Genomic DNA, 18,020 nt, shown 5'->3' with positions numbered 1-18,020 from the left:
CCGGCTGCTGCTACGGCTCCCTATATCCAGTCCTCGGGCGCGGGCTCTTCGTCCACGTCGGGCCAGAGATCCGCGGTGCCCGCGTTCTGGTCGGTGTGCGCAGGGGCTGCGGCGCTGCGCACACCGGCCCCGACGTCGGCTGCCGAGTCCTCGGCGCTGCCGGCGGGGGCACCGCCCGCCGGGGGCTCGCCCACTGAGGCCAGGACCGCGACCACTCCCTCCCCGTACGTCGCCAGCTTCTTCTCACCGACTCCGCTGATCCCGCCGAGTTGCCGCACCGACGTCGGCCACACCGTGGCGATCTCCCGAAGCGTGGCGTCGTGGAAGATGACGTACGCCGGAACGCCCTGCTCACGGGCCTGTTCCGCGCGCCAGGCGCGCAGCGCCTCGAAGGCGGGCTGCAGTTCCTCGGGCAGTTCCGCCACGGCCGCCCTGGCCCCCTTGCGTCCGGACGAGGCCCCACCCGACGCCTTGGACGACGCGGCGGGCCTCTTCGGCTCCTTGCGCAGCGGTACGTCCCGCTCGCGACGCAGCACCGCCCCGCTGGCCTCCGTCAGCACGAGGGTGCCGTACTCGCCCTCGACCGCCAGCAGCCCCTGCGCGAGCAGCTGACGGACGACCCCTCGCCACTCGCCCTCGGTGAGATCCTCGCCGATGCCGAACACCGACAGCTGGTCGTGGTCGAACTGGATCACCTTGGCCGTGCGCTTGCCCATCAGGATGTCCACGATCTGCACGGCGCCGAACTTCTGGCCGCGCTCGCGCTGCAGCCGCACCACCGTGGACAGGACCTTCTGGGCCGCGACCGTGCCGTCCCACGTCTCCGGCGGGGTGAGGCAGGTGTCGCAGTTGCCGCAGCCCGCCGCGTCCGGCTCCTGGCCGAAGTAGGCGAGGAGCTGTCCACGGCGGCACCGGGCGGTCTCGCACAGCGCCAGCATCGAGTCCAGGTGAGCGCCGGCCCGCCGCCGGAAGGCCTCGTCGCCCTCACCGGACTGGATGAGCTTGCGCTGCTGGATGACGTCGTTGAGGCCGTACGCCATCCATGCCGTGGACGGCAGCCCGTCGCGGCCGCCGCGCCCGGTCTCCTGGTAGTAGCCCTCGATCGACTTCGGCAGGTCGAGGTGGGCGACGAACCGCACGTCGGGCTTGTCGATGCCCATGCCGAAGGCGATGGTCGCGCAGACCACCAGGCCGTCCTCGCGCAGGAACCGCGACTGGTGGGCCGCGCGCGTCCCCGCGTCCAGACCCGCGTGATAGGGGACCGCCTCGACGCCGTTGCGGGAGAGGAACTCGGCCGTCTTCTCGACGGAGTTGCGCGAGAGGCAGTACACGATGCCCGCGTCGCCCGGGTGTTCCTCGCGCAGGAAGCTCAGCAACTGCTTCTTGGGGTCGGACTTCGGCACGATCCGGTACTGGATGTTGGGCCGGTCGAAGCTCGCCACGAAGTGCCGGGCCGACGGCATGTTGAGCCGCTGGGTGATCTCGTCGTGGGTGGCGCGCGTCGCCGTCGCCGTGAGGGCGACCCGCGGGACGTCGGGCCAGCGCTCGCCGAGCACGGCGAGGGTGAGGTAGTCGGGGCGGAAATCGTGGCCCCACTGGGACACACAGTGCGCCTCGTCGATCGCGAACACCGCGATCTTGCCGCGCGAGAGCAGCTCCTGGGTCGACTCCAGGCGCAGTCGCTCCGGTGCGAGGTACAGCAGGTCCAGCTCGCCGGCCAGGAACTCGGCCTCGACCACGCGCCGCTCGTCGAAGTCCTGGGTGGAGTTGACGAACCCGGCGCGCACGCCGAGCGCCCGCAGCGCGTCCACCTGGTCCTGCATCAGCGCGATCAGCGGGGAGACGACGATTCCCGTGCCGGGTCTGACCAGGGCGGGGATCTGGTAGCAGAGCGACTTGCCGCCGCCGGTCGGCATGAGGACCACTGCGTCCCCGCCGGCCACCACGTGCTCGATGACCTCTTCCTGCGCGCCGCGGAAGGCCTCGTATCCGAAGATCCGGTGCAGCGTGGCCAATGCCTCGCTGTCGGTCCGCTCCGGTGTCCCGGTGGTCCCTGTCATCTCGCTGATCCCGCCCGTCGCGCCCATCGTCTGGTCCCCCGTACGTCGCCCTTCGACCACTGCCTCCACGATAGGGGTCCGCACCGACACCGCCGGAGTTATCCACAGACCCGATCCGGTGACTATGCGTGACGGCGCCGGTCGCACGTCCCGTGCCCCGCGGTGGTCGTGCGCCGCGTCAGCGCTCCGCGGGCCGGCTCGCCCACCCGGGCGACGACGTTAGGCCCGGCTCCTCTGAGGGAGTCGGGCCCAACGTGTCGGCGGTCGCGCACCGGCGCGGCGTCGCCGGTTCAGCGCACGAACACTCCTGCCTGGTTCGCCAGGTCCAGGAAGTACTGCGGCGCCACACCGAGCACGAGCGTGACCGCCACGCCCACTCCGATGGCCGTCATCGTCAGCGGTGACGGGACGGCGACGGTCGGGCCCTCGGGCCGCGGCTCGCTGAAGAACATCAGCACGATCACCCGGATGTAGAAGAAGGCCGCGATCGCGGACGAGATCACGCCGACGACGACCAGCGGTGCCGCGCCGCCCTCCGCCGCCGCCTTGAACACGGCGAACTTACCGGCGAACCCGGAGGTGAGCGGGATACCCGCGAAGGCCAGCAGGAACACCGCGAACACGGCCGCCACCAGCGGCGACCGTCGGCCGAGCCCGGCCCACTTGGACAGGTGCGTCGCCTCACCGCCGGCGTCGCGCACCAGGGTGACCACGGCGAACGCGCCGATCGTCACGAACGAGTACGCGGCCAGGTAGAAGAGGACGGACGAGACGCCGTCGGGGGTGGTCGCGATGACGCCGGCGAGGATGAAGCCGGCGTGCGCGATCGAGGAGTACGCCAGCAGCCGCTTGATGTCGGTCTGTGTGATCGCCACGATCGCGCCGCCCAGCATGGTGACGACCGCGACGCCCCACATCACCGGCCGCCAGTCCCAGCGCAGGCCGGGCAGGACGACGTAGAGCAGGCGGAGCAGCGCGCCGAACGCGGCCACCTTGGTCGCCGCGGCCATGAAGCCGGTGACGGGGGTCGGCGCACCCTGGTAGACGTCGGGCGTCCACATGTGGAAGGGCACCGCGCCGACCTTGAACAGCAGACCCATGACGATCATCGCGACGCCGATGAGCAGCAGCGCGTCGTTGCCCATGGTGTCGGCCAGCGCCGGGTTCACGTTCTGCACCGTTCCGTCGACGACCTGCGCGATCGTCGCGTACGACACCGATCCCGCGTAGCCGTACAGCAGGGCGATGCCGAAGAGGGTGAAGGCCGAGGCGAACGCCCCGAGGAGGAAGTACTTGACCGCGGCCTCCTGCGACATGAGCCGCTTGCGGCGGGCCACGGCGCACAGGAGGTACAGCGGCAGCGAGAAGACTTCCAGGGCGATGAAGAGCGTCAGCAGGTCGTTCGCCGACGGGAAGACGAGCATGCCGGCGACCGCGAACAGCAGCAGCGGGAAGACCTCGGTGGTCGTGAAGCCGGCCTTGACGGCGGCCTTCTCGCTGTCGCTGCCGGGTACGGAGGCCGCCTGGGCGGCGAAGGAGTCGACCCGGTTGCCGTGCGCCGCGGGGTCGAGCCGCCGTTCGGCGAAGGTGAACGCTCCGACCAGTGCGGCCAGCAGGATCGTCCCTTGCAGGAAGAGGGCGGGTCCGTCGACGGCGATCGCGCCCATGGCCGCGATGCGCGCCTTCGTGGTGCCGTAGCCGCCCTCCGCCAGCGCGATCACCGCGGCGAATGCGGCGACCAGCGCCACGACGGTCACGAACAGCTGTGCGTAGTAGCGGTGCTTGCGCGGCACGAACGCCTCGACCAGCACCCCGACGATCGCCGCGCCCACGACGATCAAGGTGGGCGACAGCTGCCCGTACTCGATCTTCGGCGTGTCGATCTTCGAGATAGGTTCGGTCGCGGCTGCCGCCGTTGTCCACAGGCTGTGGACGGCTGATGCGCTCACTTGGCCGCCTCCACCTCGGGCCGGGGGTCCTTCTTGTGCACGTCGGACAAGGTCTGCTTGACCGCCGGGTTCACGATGTCCGTGACGGGCTTGGGGTAGACGCCCAGGAAGATCAACAGCACGATCAGCGGGGCGACGACGACGAGCTCACGCGCGCGCAGGTCCGGCATCGCGGAGACCTCGGGCTTGACCGGCCCCGTCATCGTCCGCTGGTAGAGGACCAGCGTGTAGAGGGCGGCCAGAACGATGCCGAAGGTGGCGATGATGCCGACGGCCGGATAGCGGGCGAACGTGCCCACCAGCACGAGGAACTCGCTCACGAAGGGCGCGAGGCCCGGCAGCGACAGCGTCGCCAGACCACCGATCAGGAACGTGCCGGCCAGCACCGGGGCGACCTTCTGCACACCGCCGTAGTCGGCGATGAGCCGCGAACCGCGCCGCGAGATCAGGAATCCGGCGACCAGCATCAGGGCGGCCGTCGAGATGCCGTGGTTGACCATGTAGAGCGTGGCGCCGGACTGACCCTGGCTGGTCATCGCGAAGATGCCCAGGATGATGAACCCGAAGTGCGAGATCGACGCGTACGCCACCAGGCGCTTGATGTCCCGCTGGCCGACGGCGAGCAGCGCCCCGTAGATGATGCTGATCAGCGCCAGGACGAGGATCGCGGGCGTAGCCCACTTGCTCGCCTCCGGGAAGAGCTGGAGGCAGAACCGGAGCATCGCGAAGGTGCCCACCTTGTCGACCACCGCCGTGATCAGCACCGCGACGGGAGCGGTGGCCTCGCCCATGGCGTTGGGCAGCCAGGTGTGCAGCGGCCACAGCGGGGCCTTCACCGCGAAGGCGAAGAAGAAGCCGAGGAACAGCCAGCGTTCGGTGTTCGTCGCCATGTCGAGCGTGCCGTTGGCGCGGGCCTCGGCGATCTCCGTGAGCGAGAAGTTCCCGGCGACCACGTAGAGGCCGATCACCGCAGCCAGCATGATCAGACCGCCGACCAGGTTGTACAGGAGGAACTTGACCGCCGCGTACGACCGTTGGGTGGCCGCCGTCTCCTCGCCGTGCGCGTGGGCACGGTCCCCGAAGCCGCCGATGAGGAAGTACATCGGGATGAGCATGGCTTCGAAGAAGATGTAGAAGAGGAAGACGTCGGTGGCCTCGAAGGAGAGGATCACCATCGCCTCGACGGCCAGGATCAGGGCGAAGAAGCCCTGCGTGGGCCGCCAGCGCTTGCTGCCGGTCTCCAGCGGGTCGGCGTCGTGCCAGCCCGCGAGGATGATGAACGGGATCAGCAGCGCGGTCAGCGCCACGAGGGCGACCCCGATGCCGTCCACGCCGAGTTCGTAACGGACGCCGAAGTCGGCGATCCACGAGTGGGATTCGGTGAGCTGGTAGCGGGCGCCGTCCGGGTCGAAGCGGACCAGGACGACGATCGCCAGGACCAGTGTGGCGACGGAGAACAGCAACGCCAGCGATTTGGCGGCGTTGCGCCGCGCGGCCGGCACGGCGGCCGTGGCCACCGCCCCGATCGCCGGGAGCGCCGCCGTCGCTGTCAGCAGAGGAAAGGACATCGGTATCAGACCGCCCTCATCAGCAGGGTCGCGGCGATGAGGACCACCGCACCGCCGAACATCGAGACCGCGTACGACCGCGCGAAGCCGTTCTGCAGTCGGCGCAGTCGCCCGGAGAGGCCGCCGACCGAGGCCGCCGTGCCGTTGACGACTCCGTCGACCAGGGTGTGATCGACGTAGACCAGGGAGCGTGTGAGGTGCTCGCCACCGCGGACCAGCACGACGTGGTTGAAGTCGTCCTGGAAGAGGTCCCGTCGGGCGGCCCGGGTGAGCAGCGACCCGCGCGGGGCGACGACCGGGACGGGACGGCGGCCGTACTGGGCGTAGGCGATGGCCACGCCGACCACCAGCACCGCCATCGTGGCGAGGGTGACGGTGAGGGCGCTGACCGGCGAGTCGCCGTGGGAGTGGCCCGTGACGGGCTCCAGCCAGTGCAGGAATCGGTCACCGATGCTGAAGAACCCACCCGCGAAGACCGATCCGAAGGCCAGCACGATCATGGGGATCGTCATGGACTTCGGGGACTCGTGCGGGTGCGGCTCGTGGCCGTCCGCGTCGGGCAGCCAGCGCTTCTCCCCGAAGAACGTCATCAGCATCACGCGGGTCATGTAGTACGCGGTGATGGCCGCTCCGAGCAGGGCGCATCCGCCGAGGATCCAGCCCTCGGCGCCGCCCTTGGCGAACGCCGCCTCGATGATCTTGTCCTTGGAGAAGAACCCGGACAGCCCCGGGAAGCCGATGATCGCCAGGTAACCGAGACCGAAGGTGACGAAGGTGACCGGCATGTACTTTCGCAGGCCGCCGTACTTGCGCATGTCGACCTCGTCGTTCATGCCGTGCATGACCGAGCCGGCGCCGAGGAACAGCCCGGCCTTGAAGAAGCCGTGCGTCACCAGGTGCATGATCGCGAACACGTAGCCGATGGGACCGAGGCCCGCGGCCAGCACCATGTAGCCGATCTGGGACATGGTGGAGCCGGCCAGCGCCTTCTTGATGTCGTCCTTCGCGCAACCGACGATCGCACCGAACAGGAGCGTGACGGCGCCGACGACGGTGACGACGAGCTGGGCGTCGGGCGCGCCGTTGAAGACGGCGGCCGACCGGACGATCAGATAGACGCCCGCGGTCACCATGGTGGCCGCGTGGATGAGGGCCGAGACGGGCGTCGGGCCCTCCATCGCGTCCCCGAGCCAGGACTGCAGCGGCACCTGGGCGGACTTGCCGCAGGCGGCGAGCAGGAGCATCAGGGCGATGGCCGTGAGCCTGCCCTCCGACGCGTCGCCGGCGATGCCGGGCTCGCCCTCCGCCCCGAGCAGCGGGCCGAAGGCGAAGGTCCCGAAGGTGGTGAACATCAGCATGATGGCGATGGACAGACCCATGTCGCCGACGCGGTTGACCAGGAACGCCTTCTTCGCGGCGGTCGCGGCGCTGGGCTTGTGCTGCCAGAAGCCGATGAGGAGGTAGGACGCGAGACCGACGCCCTCCCAGCCGACGTACAGCAGCAGGTAGTTGTCGGCGAGGACGAGCAGCAGCATCGCCGCGAGGAACAGGTTCAGGTAGCCGAAGAAGCGGCGCCGCCGCTCGTCGTGCTCCATGTACCCGATCGAGTACAGGTGGATCAGCGAGCCGACGCCCGTGATCAGCAGCACGAACGTCATCGACAGCTGGTCGAGGCGGAAGGCGACGTCCGCCTGGAAACCCTCGACCGGGATCCAGCTGTACAGGTGCTGTGTCAGCGTGCGGTCTTCGGCGCTCCTGCTCAGCAGGTCGCTGAACAGGACGACGCCAATCACGAAGGAGACGGCCGCGAGCAGCGTGCCGATCCAGTGGCCGACGGCGTCGAGCCGGCGGCCGCCGACCAGCAGGACGGCCGCTCCGAGCAGGGGCGCCGCGATCAGCAGCGCAATCAGGTTGTCCACGATTCTTCCGACCCCTTACAGCTTCATCAGGCTGGCGTCGTCGACCGAGGCCGAGTGGCGGGAACGGAACAGCGACACGATGATCGCGAGTCCGACCACGACCTCCGCGGCCGCGACGACCATCGTGAAGAAGGCGATGATCTGGCCGTCGAGATTGCCGTGCATCCGGGAGAAGGCGACGAACGCGAGGTTGCAGGCGTTGAGCATGAGCTCGATGCACATGAAGACGACGATCGCGTTGCGCCTGATCAGCACGCCCGTCGCGCCGATCGTGAACAACAGGGCCGCGAGGTAGAGGTAGTTGACGGGGTTCACTTCGACGCCTCCTCGGTCCGCCGGGAGTTCGGCTTGAGGCGGGGCGGCTCGACCGCGGCCCGCTCCAGACGCTCCTCGGCACGCTGCTCGAGGGCCTTGAGGTCGCTCAGCGCCTCGGCGGACACGTCCCTGATCTGGCCCCGCTCCCGGAGCGTGCTGCTGACCGTGAGCTCCGACGGGGTGCCGTCGGGAAGCAGGCCCTGGACGTCCACCGCGTTGTGCCGCGCGTACACGCCGGGGGCCGGCAGGGGCGGAACGTGCCTGCCCTCGCGGACGCGCTGCTCGGCCAGCTCCCGCTGGGTCTTGGGCCGCTCGGTGCGCTCGCGGTGGGTGAGCACCATGGCGCCCACGGCCGCCGTGATGAGCAGGGCGCCGGTGATCTCGAAGGCGAAGACGTACTTCGTGAAGATGAGGGCGGCGAGGCCCTCCACGTTGCCGTGCGCGTTCGCCTCGGCGAGGCCGTTGAACTCCGTCAGAGAGGCGTTGCCGATGCCGGCGATCAGCAGGACGCCGAAGCCGAGACCGCACAGCAGGGCCAGCCAGCGCTGCCCCTTGATCGTCTCCTTCAGCGAGTCCGCCGCGGTGACGCCGACGAGCATCACCACGAACAGGAAGAGCATCATGATCGCGCCGGTGTAGACCACGATCTGCACGATGCCCAGGAAGTAGGCGCCGTTGGCGAGGTAGAACACCGCCAGGACGATCATGGTGCCGGCGAGACAGAGCGCGCTGTGCACGGCCTTCTTCATGAAGACGGTGCACAGGGCGCCGGCCACCGCGACCGTGCCGAGCACCCAGAACTGGAAGGCCTCGCCGGTCGAGGTGGCGTAGGCGGCGAGCTGCGCGCTCATCGGCCGACCACCTCCTCCGACGCCGGCTCGCCCGAGCCGGACGCGGAGGCCGCGTCCTGCGGGCTCTCGCCCTTGGAGACGGCCGTCTGGCGTTCCGTGCCGGGCGCGGCCTCCGTGACCAGCCCCCGGTAGTAGTCCTGCTCGTCCGTGCCCGGGTAGATGGCGTGCGGCGAGTCGACCATGCCCTCCTCGAGGCCGGCGAGCAGCTGCTCCTTGGTGAAAATCAGGTTGGCGCGGCTGGAGTCGGCCAGCTCGAACTCGTTGGTCATCGTCAACGCGCGCGTGGGACACGCCTCGATGCACAGGCCGCACAGGATGCAGCGGGCGTAGTTGATCTGGTAGACGCGTCCGTACCGCTCGCCCGGGGAGTAGCGCTCCTCGTCGGTGTTGTCCGCGCCCTCCACGTAGATGGCGTCGGCGGGGCAGGCCCAGGCGCACAGCTCACAGCCGACGCACTTCTCCAGGCCGTCCGGATGGCGGTTGAGCTGGTGCCGTCCGTGGAACCGGGGAGCTGTGGTCTTCTCCTGCTCCGGGTACTGCTCGGTCAGCCGCTTCTTGAACATGGCCTTGAAGGTCACGCCGAAGCCGGCCACGGGGTTCTGGAAACCGGGCTTGGTCTCCTTGGGCTCCTCAGCCATCGGACGCCTCCTTTCCATCCAGCGATCCGTCACTCACAGTGTCCACTCCACCACTGACAATGAGCTCCCGCTCCCGGCTCGGGCGGCGCCTCGGCACCGGCGGCAGCTCCTGCCCCGGCAGCGGCGGCACGGGGAATCCGCCCGCCATCGGGTCGAACTCGGCCGGCTCGGCGGGGGCCTGAGCCTCCTTCCGCGCGTTGCGGAACATGTCCGCGACGAAGGAGAGCAACAGCAGGACCAGAACGCCGCCGCACACGTAGAGGGCGATGTCGGTGAAGTCGTAGTTCTCGTTGCGCAGCGTCCGTACGGTCGCGACGAGCATCAGCCACGTCACCGACACCGGGATCAGGACCTTCCAGCCGAGCTTCATCAGCTGGTCGTAGCGGACGCGGGGAAGCGTGCCGCGCAGCCAGATGAAGAAGAACAGCAGCAGCTGCACCTTGACGACGAACCAGAGCATCGGCCACCAGCCGTGGTTCGCGCCCTCCCAGAAACCGCTGATCGGCCAGGGGGCGCGCCAGCCGCCGAGGAAGAGCGTGGTCGCCACGGCGGAGACCGTCACCATGTTCACGTACTCGGCGAGCATGAACATCGCGAACTTGATCGACGAGTACTCGGTGTTGAAGCCGCCGACCAGGTCGCCCTCGGACTCCGGCATGTCGAAGGGGGCGCGGTTGGTCTCGCCGACCATCGTGATGATGTAGAGGACGAAGGAGACCGGCAGCAGGAGGATGTACCAGCGGTCCTGCTGCTGCTCGACGATCGTCGAGGTCGACATCGACCCCGAGTAGAGGAACACCGAGGCGAACGCCGCGCCCATGGCGATCTCGTAGGAGATCATCTGCGCGCAGGACCGCAGGCCGCCCAGCAGCGGGTACGTGGAGCCGGAGCTCCAGCCGGCCAGCACGATGCCGTAGATGCCGACGGAGGCGACCGCGAGGACGTAGAGCATCGCGATCGGAAGGTCGGTCAGCTGCATCGTGGTGCGCTGGCCGAAGATCGAGACCTCGTTGTCGGCGGGACCGAAGGGGATCACCGCGATCGCCATGAAGGCCGGGATGGCCGCGACGATCGGCGCGAGGATGTACACCACCTTGTCCGCGCGTTTGACGACGAGGTCCTCCTTCAGCATCAGCTTGATGCCGTCGGCGAGGGACTGGAGCATGCCCCAGGGACCGTGCCGGTTGGGGCCGATGCGCAACTGCATCCAGGCGACGACCTTGCGCTCCCAGACGATGGAGAACAGCACGGTCACCATCAGGAAGGCGAAGCAGAAGACCGCCTTGACGACGACCAGCCACCAGGGGTCGCGGCCGAACATCGAGAGGTCTTCAGCGGCGAAGTACGGGCTCATGCCTCCACCTCCTTGGGGGCGTCGGCGGCGAGCGTCGCCGGTCCGATGCGTACGAGGGAGCCGGGCGTGGCCCCGGAGTCGGAGGCGACGCCCCGGCCGGTGGAGTTCAGCGGGAGCCAGACGACCCGGTCGGGCATCACGGTGATCTGCAGCGGCAGTGCGACCGTTCCTGCGGGTCCGGTGACGGCGAGCAGGCCGCCGTCCTCGACACCGGCCTCGGCTGCCGTGGCGGCCGAGACACGCGCGCGTGCCGCGTGCCGGGTCCCGGCGAGCGCCTCGTCGCCCTGCTGCAGGACGCCCTGGTCGAGCAGCAGACGGTGTCCGGCGAGGACGGCCTCCCCGGCGGCGGGCCGCGGCAACTGCGCGGCCTGCTCCGTGGGCTCGGAGGCGCCGGGACCCTCCCAGGACCCGAGCCGGTCGAGCTCCGCGCGGGCGGTGCGCAGATCCGGCAGACCGAGATGGACGTCCATGGCGTCGGCGAGCATCTGCAGCACGCGCGCGTCGGCGGGCGCCACACGGCGGGTCATCTGGTCGGGCTTCAGTGCCGCCTCGAAGAAGCGGACCCGGCCCTCCCAGTTGAGGAAGGCGCCCGGCTTCTCGGCGACCGCGGCCACCGGGAGGACGACGTCGGCGTGTTCGGTGACCTCACCGGGCCTCAGCTCCAGCGACACCACGAAGCCGGCCTCGGCCAGCGCCTCACGCGCGCGTGCCGGGTCGGGCAGATCCGCGACCTCGACACCGGCGACGAGCAGCGCCTGCAGTTCGCCGGAGGCGGCGGCCTCGACGATCTGCCCGGTGTCCCGGCCGTAACGGTGCGGGAGTTCGGCCAGGCCCCAGGCCGCGGCGACCTCCTCACGCGCGCGGGGGTCGGTGGCCGGACGGCCGCCCGGCAGGAGCGACGGCAGGGCGCCCGCCTCGATCGCGCCCCGCTCCCCCGCCCGGCGCGGAATCCACACCAGCCGGGCGCCGGTCGCCGAGGCGGTCCGGGCCGCGGCGGTCAGCCCGCCCTCGACCGCAGCCAGCCGTTCACCGACGACGATCACCGCGCCCTCGGCCCGCAGCGCTTGTGCGGCCGTGGCGCCGGCGTCCGCCAGGCCGGAGCCGCTCGCCAGCGCGTCCAGCCACTCGGTCTCCGTGCCCGGAGCGGCCGGCAGCAGCGTGCCGCCCGCCTTCTCCAGGCCCCGGGTGACGTGCGTGGCCAGCGAGAACACCCGCTGGCCGTGCTTGCGCCAGGCCTTGCGCAGTCGCAGGAAGACGCCGGGCGCCTCTTCCTCGGACTCGAACCCGACCAGCAGGACGGCGGGCGCCTTCTCCAGGGAGGAGTACGTGACGCCCGTACCGTCCAGATCGCGGCCGCGGCCGGCGACGCGGGCGGCCAGGAAGTCGGCCTCCTCGCTGCTGTGCACCCGCGCCCGGAAGTCGATGTCGTTCGTGTCGAGCGCCACGCGCGCGAACTTGCTGTACGCGTAGGCGTCCTCGACGGTGAGACGGCCGCCCGTCAGCACGCCGGTCCTACCGCGTGACGCCAGCAGACCCTGAGCCGCGATCTGCAGTGCCTCCGGCCAGGAAGCCGGTACGAGGTCCCCTTCGGCGTTGCGCACCAAAGGCGTGTCGAGCCGGTCCCGCTGCTGCGCGTACCGGAACGCGAAGCGCCCCTTGTCGCAGAGCCACTCCTCGTTGACCTCGGGGTCCTCGGCGGCCAGCCGCCGCATGACCTTGCCGCGGCGGTGGTCGGTGCGGGTGGCGCAGCCGCCGGAGCAGTGCTCGCAGACCGACGGGGAGGAGACCAGGTCGAACGGCCGGGAGCGGAACCGGTACGCCGCCGAGGTCAGCGCGCCCACCGGGCAGATCTGGATGGTGTTGCCGGAGAAGTACGACTCGAAGGGGTCGCCCTCGCCGGTGCCCACCTGCTGCAGCGCCCCGCGCTCGATCAGCTCGATCATCGGGTCGCCCGCCACCTGGTTCGAGAACCGGGTGCAGCGGGCGCACAGCACGCACCGCTCCCGGTCGAGGAGCACCTGGGTGGAGATCGGCACGGGCTTCTCGTAGGTCCGCTTCCTTCCCTCGAAGCGGGACTCGGCCTGGCCGTGCGACATGGCCTGGTTCTGCAGGGGGCACTCGCCGCCCTTGTCGCAGACCGGGCAGTCCAGCGGGTGGTTGATGAGGAGCAGCTCCATCACGCCGTGCTGCGCCTTCTCGGCGACCGGCGAGGTGAGGTGTGTCTTCACCACCATGCCGTCCGTGCACGTGATCGTGCAGGACGCCATCGGCTTGCGCTGGCCCTCGACGTCGACGATGCACTGGCGGCAGGCGCCTGCGGGGTCGAGGAGGGGATGGTCGCAGAAGCGGGGGATCTCGATGCCGAGCTGCTCGGCGGCCCGGATGACCAGGGTGCCCTTGGGCACGCTGATCTCGGCGCCGTCGATCGTCAGCGTCACGAGATCCTCCGGCGGGACCGTCGCCTCGCCGCCTCCGGAGGGAGCGCTGGTGGTCACCGTCATGCGTTCACCTCCGTGTGCTTGTCCGCCCACGCCGTCGACTTGGCCGGGTCGAAGGGGCAGCCGCGGCCCGTGATGTGCTGCTCGTACTCCTCGCGGAAGTACTTGAGCGAGGAGAAGATCGGCGATGCGGCGCCGTCGCCGAGGGCGCAGAAGGACTTGCCGTTGATGTTGTCGGCGATGTCGTTGAGCTTGTCGAGGTCGGACATCGCGCCCTTGCCGGCCTCGATGTCGCGCAGCAGCTGCACGAGCCAGTACGTGCCTTCGCGGCACGGCGTGCACTTGCCGCAGGACTCGTGTGCGTAGAACTCGGTCCAGCGGGTCACGGCACGCACCACGCAGGTCGTCTCGTCGAAGCACTGCAGGGCTTTCGTGCCGAGCATGGACCCCGCGGCGCCCACTCCTTCGTAGTCGAGGGGGACGTCGAGGTGCTCGTCGGTGAACATCGGCGTCGAGGAGCCGCCCGGCGTCCAGAACTTGAGCCGGTGCCCGGGCCGCATGCCGCCGCTCATCTCGAGGAGCTGGCGCAGGGTGATGCCGAGCGGGGCCTCGTACTGGCCGGGGCTGGCGACGTGGCCGCTGAGGGAGTAGAGCGTGAAGCCCGGGGACTTCTCGCTTCCCATCGACCTGAACCATTCCTTGCCTTTTTGCAGGATGGCGGGAACTGACGCGATCGACTCGACGTTATTCACCACAGTCGGGCACGCATAGAGGCCCGCGACCGCAGGAAAGGGGGGACGAAGCCGCGGTTGACCACGGCGGCCTTCGAGCGAGTCGAGCAGCGCGGTCTCCTCACCGCAGATGTACGCGCCGGCGCCGGCATGCACGGTGAGCTGGAGGTCGAGTCCGCTGCCCAGGATGTTCTCGCCGAGGTAGCCGGCCTCCTGGGCCTCGCGCACGGCCTCGTGCAACCGCCGCAGAACGGGGACGACTTCGCCACGCAGATAGATGAAGGCATGAGACGACCTGATGGCGTAACACGCGATCACAATGCCCTCGATGAGGCTGTGCGGGTTCGCGAAGAGGAGCGGGATGTCCTTGCAGGTCCCGGGCTCCGATTCGTCGGCATTGACAACTAGATAGTGCGGCTTTCCATCCCCCTGGGGAATGAACTGCCATTTCATTCCCGTCGGGAATCCCGCGCCGCCCCGCCCGCGCAGACCGGAGTCCTTGACGAACGCGATCAGTTCGTCCGGCGACATGGCGAGCGCCTTGCGCAGGCCCTCGTACCCCTCGTGCCTTCGGTAGACGTCCAGGCTCCAGGACCTGTCCTCGTCCCAGAAGGCCGACAGCACGGGTGCGAGCAGCTTCTCGGGGCTGCCGCCTTTCAGTTCGGGTGCCAAGGTCATCACTCCCCCTCCTCGGCGGTAGGCCCTGCCGGGTGAGCCGGGTCGGAGGCCGACGTGTCCTGTGGCGCGTCGTGCGAACTCAGGTGCTCGGTGGGCGACGGCTCGTGGACGGCCCGGTCCCGCGGCTCGTCGTGCGGCCCGCCGTCGCGCGGATGGACCACGCGCGCGGGTGCGGTCTCTCCCTTTGCCAGGCGAAGACCCACCAGTGACGCCGGTCCCGCACTGCCGCTCGCCTCGACGGCGCCCTCCCGCTCGTCGGGGAAGCCCGCCAGGATGCGGGCGGTCTCCTTGAAGGAGCAGAGCGGCGCCCCGCGCGTCGGGGACACCGTGGCGCCGCTGCGCAGGTCGTCCACCAGGCGCTTCGCGCTCTGGACGGTCTGGTTGTCGAAGAACTCCCAGTTGACCATCACGACCGGCGCGAAGTCGCAGGCCGCGTTGCACTCGATGTGCTCCAGAGTGATCTTTCCGTCGTCGGTGGTGCCTCCGTTGCCGACACCCAGGTACTCCTGGAGCTCGTCGAAGATCGCGTCGCCGCCCATCACCGCGCACAGCGTGTTGGTGCAGACGCCCACCTGGTAGTCGCCGCTGGGCCGGCGCCGGTACATGGTGTAGAAGGTGGCGACCGCGGTGACCTCGGCGGTGGTGAGGTCCAGCACGTCGGCGCAGAAGCGCATTCCGGTGCGCGTGACGTGCCCCTCCTCCGACTGCACGAGGTGCAGCAACGGCAGGAGCGCGGACCGGGAGTCGGGGTAGCGGGCGATGATCTCGCGCGCGTCCGCCTCCAGCCGGGCTCGGACGTCGTCCGGGTAGGCGGGCGCGGGCAGTTCGGGCATGCCCAGGCTGACGCCCCGCTCGGAAGAAGAGGTGGTCACCGGTCGACGCCTCCCATCACGGGGTCGATGGACGCGACGGCGACGATCACGTCGGCGACCTGGCCGCCCTCGCACATCGCCGCCATGGCTTGCAGGTTGGTGAAGGACGGGTCCCGGAAGTGGACCCGGTAGGGGCGGGTGCCTCCGTCGGACACGGCGTGCACCCCGAGCTCGCCCTTGGGCGACTCGACCGCCGCGTACGCCTGACCCGGCGGCACGCGGAAGCCCTCGGTGACCAGCTTGAAGTGGTGGATCAGGGCCTCCATGGACGTGCCCATGATCTTCTTGATGTGGTCGAGGGAGTTGCCGAGTCCGTCGGGGCCCAGGGCCAGCTGGGCCGGCCAGGCGATCTTCCGGTCGGCGACCATGACCGGACCGGGCTGCAGCCGGTCCAGGCACTGCTCGACGATCCCGAGCGACTGGCGCATCTCTTCCAGCCGGATCAGGAAGCGACCGTAGGAGTCGCAGGAGTCGGCGGTCGGGACGTCGAAGTCGTACGTCTCGTAGTCGCAGTAGGGCTGGGTCTTGCGCAGGTCGTGCGGCAGGCCGGTGGAGCGCAGGATGGGGCCGGTGGCGCCGAGGGCCATGCAGCCGGCCAGGTCGAGGTAGCCGACGTCCTGCATACGGGCCTTGAAGATGGGGTTCCCGGTGGCGAGCTTGTCGTACTCGGGGAGGTTCTTCTTCATCTTCTTCACGAACTCGCGGATCTGGTCCACCGCGCCGGGCGGCAGGTCCTGGGCGAGTCCGCCGGGGCGGATGTACGCGTGGTTCATCCGCAGGCCCGTGATGAGCTCGTAGATGTCGAGAATCATTTCACGATCACGGAATCCGTAGATCATGATCGTGGTGGCGCCGAGTTCCATGCCGCCCGTGGCGATGCACACCAGGTGCGACGACATCCGGTTCAGCTCCATCAGGAGCACTCGGATGATCTTGGCTCGCTCGGTGATCTGGTCCTCGATGCCGAGGAGTTTCTCGACGGCGAGACAGTACGCGGTCTCGTTGAAGAAGGACGTCAGGTAATCCATGCGCGTCACGAACGTGGTGCCCTGCGTCCACGTGCGGTACTCGAGGTTCTTCTCGATGCCGGTGTGGAGGTAGCCGATGCCGCAGCGGGCCTCGGTGACGGTCTCGCCCTCGATCTCCAGGATGAGGCGGAGCACCCCGTGGGTGGAGGGGTGCTGGGGGCCCATGTTGACGACGATGCGCTCGTCGTCGGCGCGGGCCGCGGACTGGACGACCTCGTCCCAGTCGCCGCCGGTGACCGTGTAGACGGTGCCCTCTGTGGTCTCGCGCGCCGAGGCGGACGCGGCTGATGACTGCGTGCTCACGAGTACGACCTCCGCTGGTCCGGAGCCGGGATCTGGGCGCCCTTGTACTCGACGGGGATGCCGCCGAGGGGGTAGTCCTTGCGCTGCGGATGGCCCGGCCAGTCGTCCGGCATCATGATCCGCGTGAGGGCCGGATGGCCGTCGAAGACGATGCCGAAGAAGTCGTAGGTCTCGCGCTCGTGCCAGTCGTTGGTGGGATACACCGGGACCAGGGACGGGATGCGCGGGTCGCCTTCCGGGGCGCTGACCTCCAGGCGGATCAGCCGGTTGTGGGTGATCGAGCGCAGGTGGTAGACGGCGTGCAGTTCGCGCCCCTTGTCGTGCGGGTAGTGCACGCCGCTGACACCGGTGCAGAGCTCGAAGCGCAGGGCCGGGTCGTCGCGCAGGGTGCGGGCGACGCGGAGCAGGTGCTCGCGCTCGATGTGGAAGGTGAGCTCGTCGCGGTCGACGACCGTCTTCTCGATCGCGTTGGCGGGGAGGAGACCCTGCTCCTCCAGTGCGCCCTCCAGTTCGTCGGCGACCTCGTCGAACCAGCCGCCGTACGGCCGGCTCGCCGCCCCCGGGAGCCGGATCGAGCGGACCAGGCCGCCGTAGCCGGAGGTGTCGCCGCCGTTGTCGGCGCCGAACATGCCGCGCTGGACGCGGACCTCCTCCCCGCCCTGGCCGCGCTGGCCGGGGAGGTTGGAGGCGGAGAGGTCCTTCTCGGGGTTCACCCCGTTCGAGGAGCCGTTCGCGCCGTGGGTGCCGTTCGCGTCGCTCACCGCAGCAGCCCCTTCATCTCGATCATGGGCAGGGCCTTCAGCGCCGCCTCCTCCGCCTCGCGGGCCGCCTCCTCGGCGTTCACGCCCAGCTTGGAGTTCTGGATCTTGTGATGGAGCTTGAGGATCGCGTCCATCAGCATCTCGGGCCGCGGCGGGCAGCCCGGAAGGTAGATGTCGACGGGCACGATGTGATCGACGCCCTGGACGATCGCGTAGTTGTTGAACATGCCGCCCGAGGACGCGCAGACGCCCATGGAGATGACCCACTTCGGGGCGGGCATCTGGTCGTAGACCTGGCGGAGCACCGGCGCCATCTTCTGACTCACCCGGCCGGCGACGATCATGAGGTCGGCCTGGCGGGGCGAACCGCGGAAGACCTCCATGCCGAAGCGCGCCAGGTCGTAGCGGCCTGCGCCGGTCGTCATCATCTCGATGGCGCAGCAGGCCAGACCGAACGTGGCGGGGAAGACGGACGCCTTGCGCACCCAGCCCGCGGCCTGCTCGACGGTGGTCAGCAGGAAACCGCTCGGCAGCTTTTCTTCGAGTCCCATGACT

Annotated in this window: 14 protein-coding genes; all 14 read right to left on the bottom strand. The window is 69.6% G+C overall.

Translation table 11 applies throughout. The annotated features are described in order from the left end of the window. Window positions 1-20: 20 nt before the first annotated feature. The 14 genes from recQ to ACH4ZA_RS37090 all read right to left on the bottom strand — a co-directional run bounded on the left by recQ (window position 21) and on the right by ACH4ZA_RS37090 (window position 18,016). Window positions 21-2,087, bottom strand: a complete 2,067-nt coding sequence (gene recQ / locus ACH4ZA_RS37155) for a DNA helicase RecQ (RefSeq protein WP_398433524.1) — start codon at window positions 2,085-2,087, stop codon at window positions 21-23. Between the two features lie 263 nt (window positions 2,088-2,350). After that, window positions 2,351-4,009 (bottom strand): NADH-quinone oxidoreductase subunit NuoN, encoded by a 1,659-nt coding sequence (nuoN, locus tag ACH4ZA_RS37150; protein ID WP_398433515.1) that lies wholly within the window; start codon window positions 4,007-4,009, stop codon window positions 2,351-2,353. Further along, on the bottom strand, window positions 4,006-5,577 hold the full coding sequence (locus ACH4ZA_RS37145; RefSeq protein WP_319279995.1) for an NADH-quinone oxidoreductase subunit M: 1,572 nt from the start codon (window positions 5,575-5,577) through the stop codon (window positions 4,006-4,008). The genes nuoN and ACH4ZA_RS37145 overlap by 4 nt, the downstream gene beginning before the upstream one ends. Window positions 5,578-5,582: 5 nt before the next feature. Further along, window positions 5,583-7,496, bottom strand: a complete 1,914-nt coding sequence (gene nuoL, locus ACH4ZA_RS37140) for an NADH-quinone oxidoreductase subunit L (RefSeq protein ID WP_398433514.1) — start codon at window positions 7,494-7,496, stop codon at window positions 5,583-5,585. 15 nt (window positions 7,497-7,511) lie between these two features. Then, window positions 7,512-7,811: an NADH-quinone oxidoreductase subunit NuoK gene (nuoK, locus tag ACH4ZA_RS37135; RefSeq protein ID WP_003974374.1), complete on the bottom strand. Its 300-nt coding sequence runs from the start codon at window positions 7,809-7,811 to the stop codon at window positions 7,512-7,514. Next, window positions 7,808-8,662: an NADH-quinone oxidoreductase subunit J gene (locus ACH4ZA_RS37130; protein WP_319279997.1), complete on the bottom strand. Its 855-nt coding sequence runs from the start codon at window positions 8,660-8,662 to the stop codon at window positions 7,808-7,810. Before ACH4ZA_RS37130 ends, nuoK begins: the two co-directional genes overlap by 4 nt. Beyond that, a complete protein-coding gene (gene nuoI / locus ACH4ZA_RS37125) occupies window positions 8,659-9,300 on the bottom strand; it encodes an NADH-quinone oxidoreductase subunit NuoI (protein WP_319279998.1) in 642 nt (213 codons plus the stop codon). Before nuoI ends, ACH4ZA_RS37130 begins: the two co-directional genes overlap by 4 nt. Further along, a complete protein-coding gene (gene nuoH, locus ACH4ZA_RS37120) occupies window positions 9,293-10,654 on the bottom strand; it encodes an NADH-quinone oxidoreductase subunit NuoH (protein ID WP_319279999.1) in 1,362 nt (453 codons plus the stop codon). The genes nuoI and nuoH overlap by 8 nt, the downstream gene beginning before the upstream one ends. Then, entirely contained in the window at window positions 10,651-13,155 is a 2,505-nt protein-coding gene (locus tag ACH4ZA_RS37115) for an NADH-quinone oxidoreductase subunit G (protein WP_319280000.1), read from the bottom strand. Before ACH4ZA_RS37115 ends, nuoH begins: the two co-directional genes overlap by 4 nt. Beyond that, complete coding sequence (nuoF, locus tag ACH4ZA_RS37110; RefSeq protein WP_319280002.1) at window positions 13,152-14,504, bottom strand: NADH-quinone oxidoreductase subunit NuoF; 1,353 nt, start codon at window positions 14,502-14,504, stop codon at window positions 13,152-13,154. The genes ACH4ZA_RS37115 and nuoF overlap by 4 nt, the downstream gene beginning before the upstream one ends. Further along, window positions 14,501-15,373 carry an NADH-quinone oxidoreductase subunit NuoE gene (gene nuoE / locus ACH4ZA_RS37105; RefSeq protein WP_351669714.1) on the bottom strand — a complete coding sequence of 291 codons (873 nt, stop codon included), beginning with the start codon at window positions 15,371-15,373 and terminating at the stop codon, window positions 14,501-14,503. Before nuoE ends, nuoF begins: the two co-directional genes overlap by 4 nt. After that, complete coding sequence (locus ACH4ZA_RS37100) at window positions 15,370-16,704, bottom strand: NADH-quinone oxidoreductase subunit D (protein WP_319280004.1); 1,335 nt, start codon at window positions 16,702-16,704, stop codon at window positions 15,370-15,372. The genes nuoE and ACH4ZA_RS37100 overlap by 4 nt, the downstream gene beginning before the upstream one ends. Next, window positions 16,701-17,465: an NADH-quinone oxidoreductase subunit C gene (locus ACH4ZA_RS37095; RefSeq protein WP_398433513.1), complete on the bottom strand. Its 765-nt coding sequence runs from the start codon at window positions 17,463-17,465 to the stop codon at window positions 16,701-16,703. The genes ACH4ZA_RS37100 and ACH4ZA_RS37095 overlap by 4 nt, the downstream gene beginning before the upstream one ends. Continuing rightward, complete coding sequence (locus ACH4ZA_RS37090) at window positions 17,462-18,016, bottom strand: NADH-quinone oxidoreductase subunit B family protein (protein ID WP_057584832.1); 555 nt, start codon at window positions 18,014-18,016, stop codon at window positions 17,462-17,464. The genes ACH4ZA_RS37095 and ACH4ZA_RS37090 overlap by 4 nt, the downstream gene beginning before the upstream one ends. Window positions 18,017-18,020 lie beyond the last annotated feature (4 nt).

The sequence above is a fragment of the Streptomyces sp. NPDC020597 genome, assembly GCF_044335095.1.
Lineage (GTDB): Bacteria > Actinomycetota > Actinomycetes > Streptomycetales > Streptomycetaceae > Streptomyces.
This window is presented reverse-complemented; position numbering and strand designations above follow the sequence as displayed.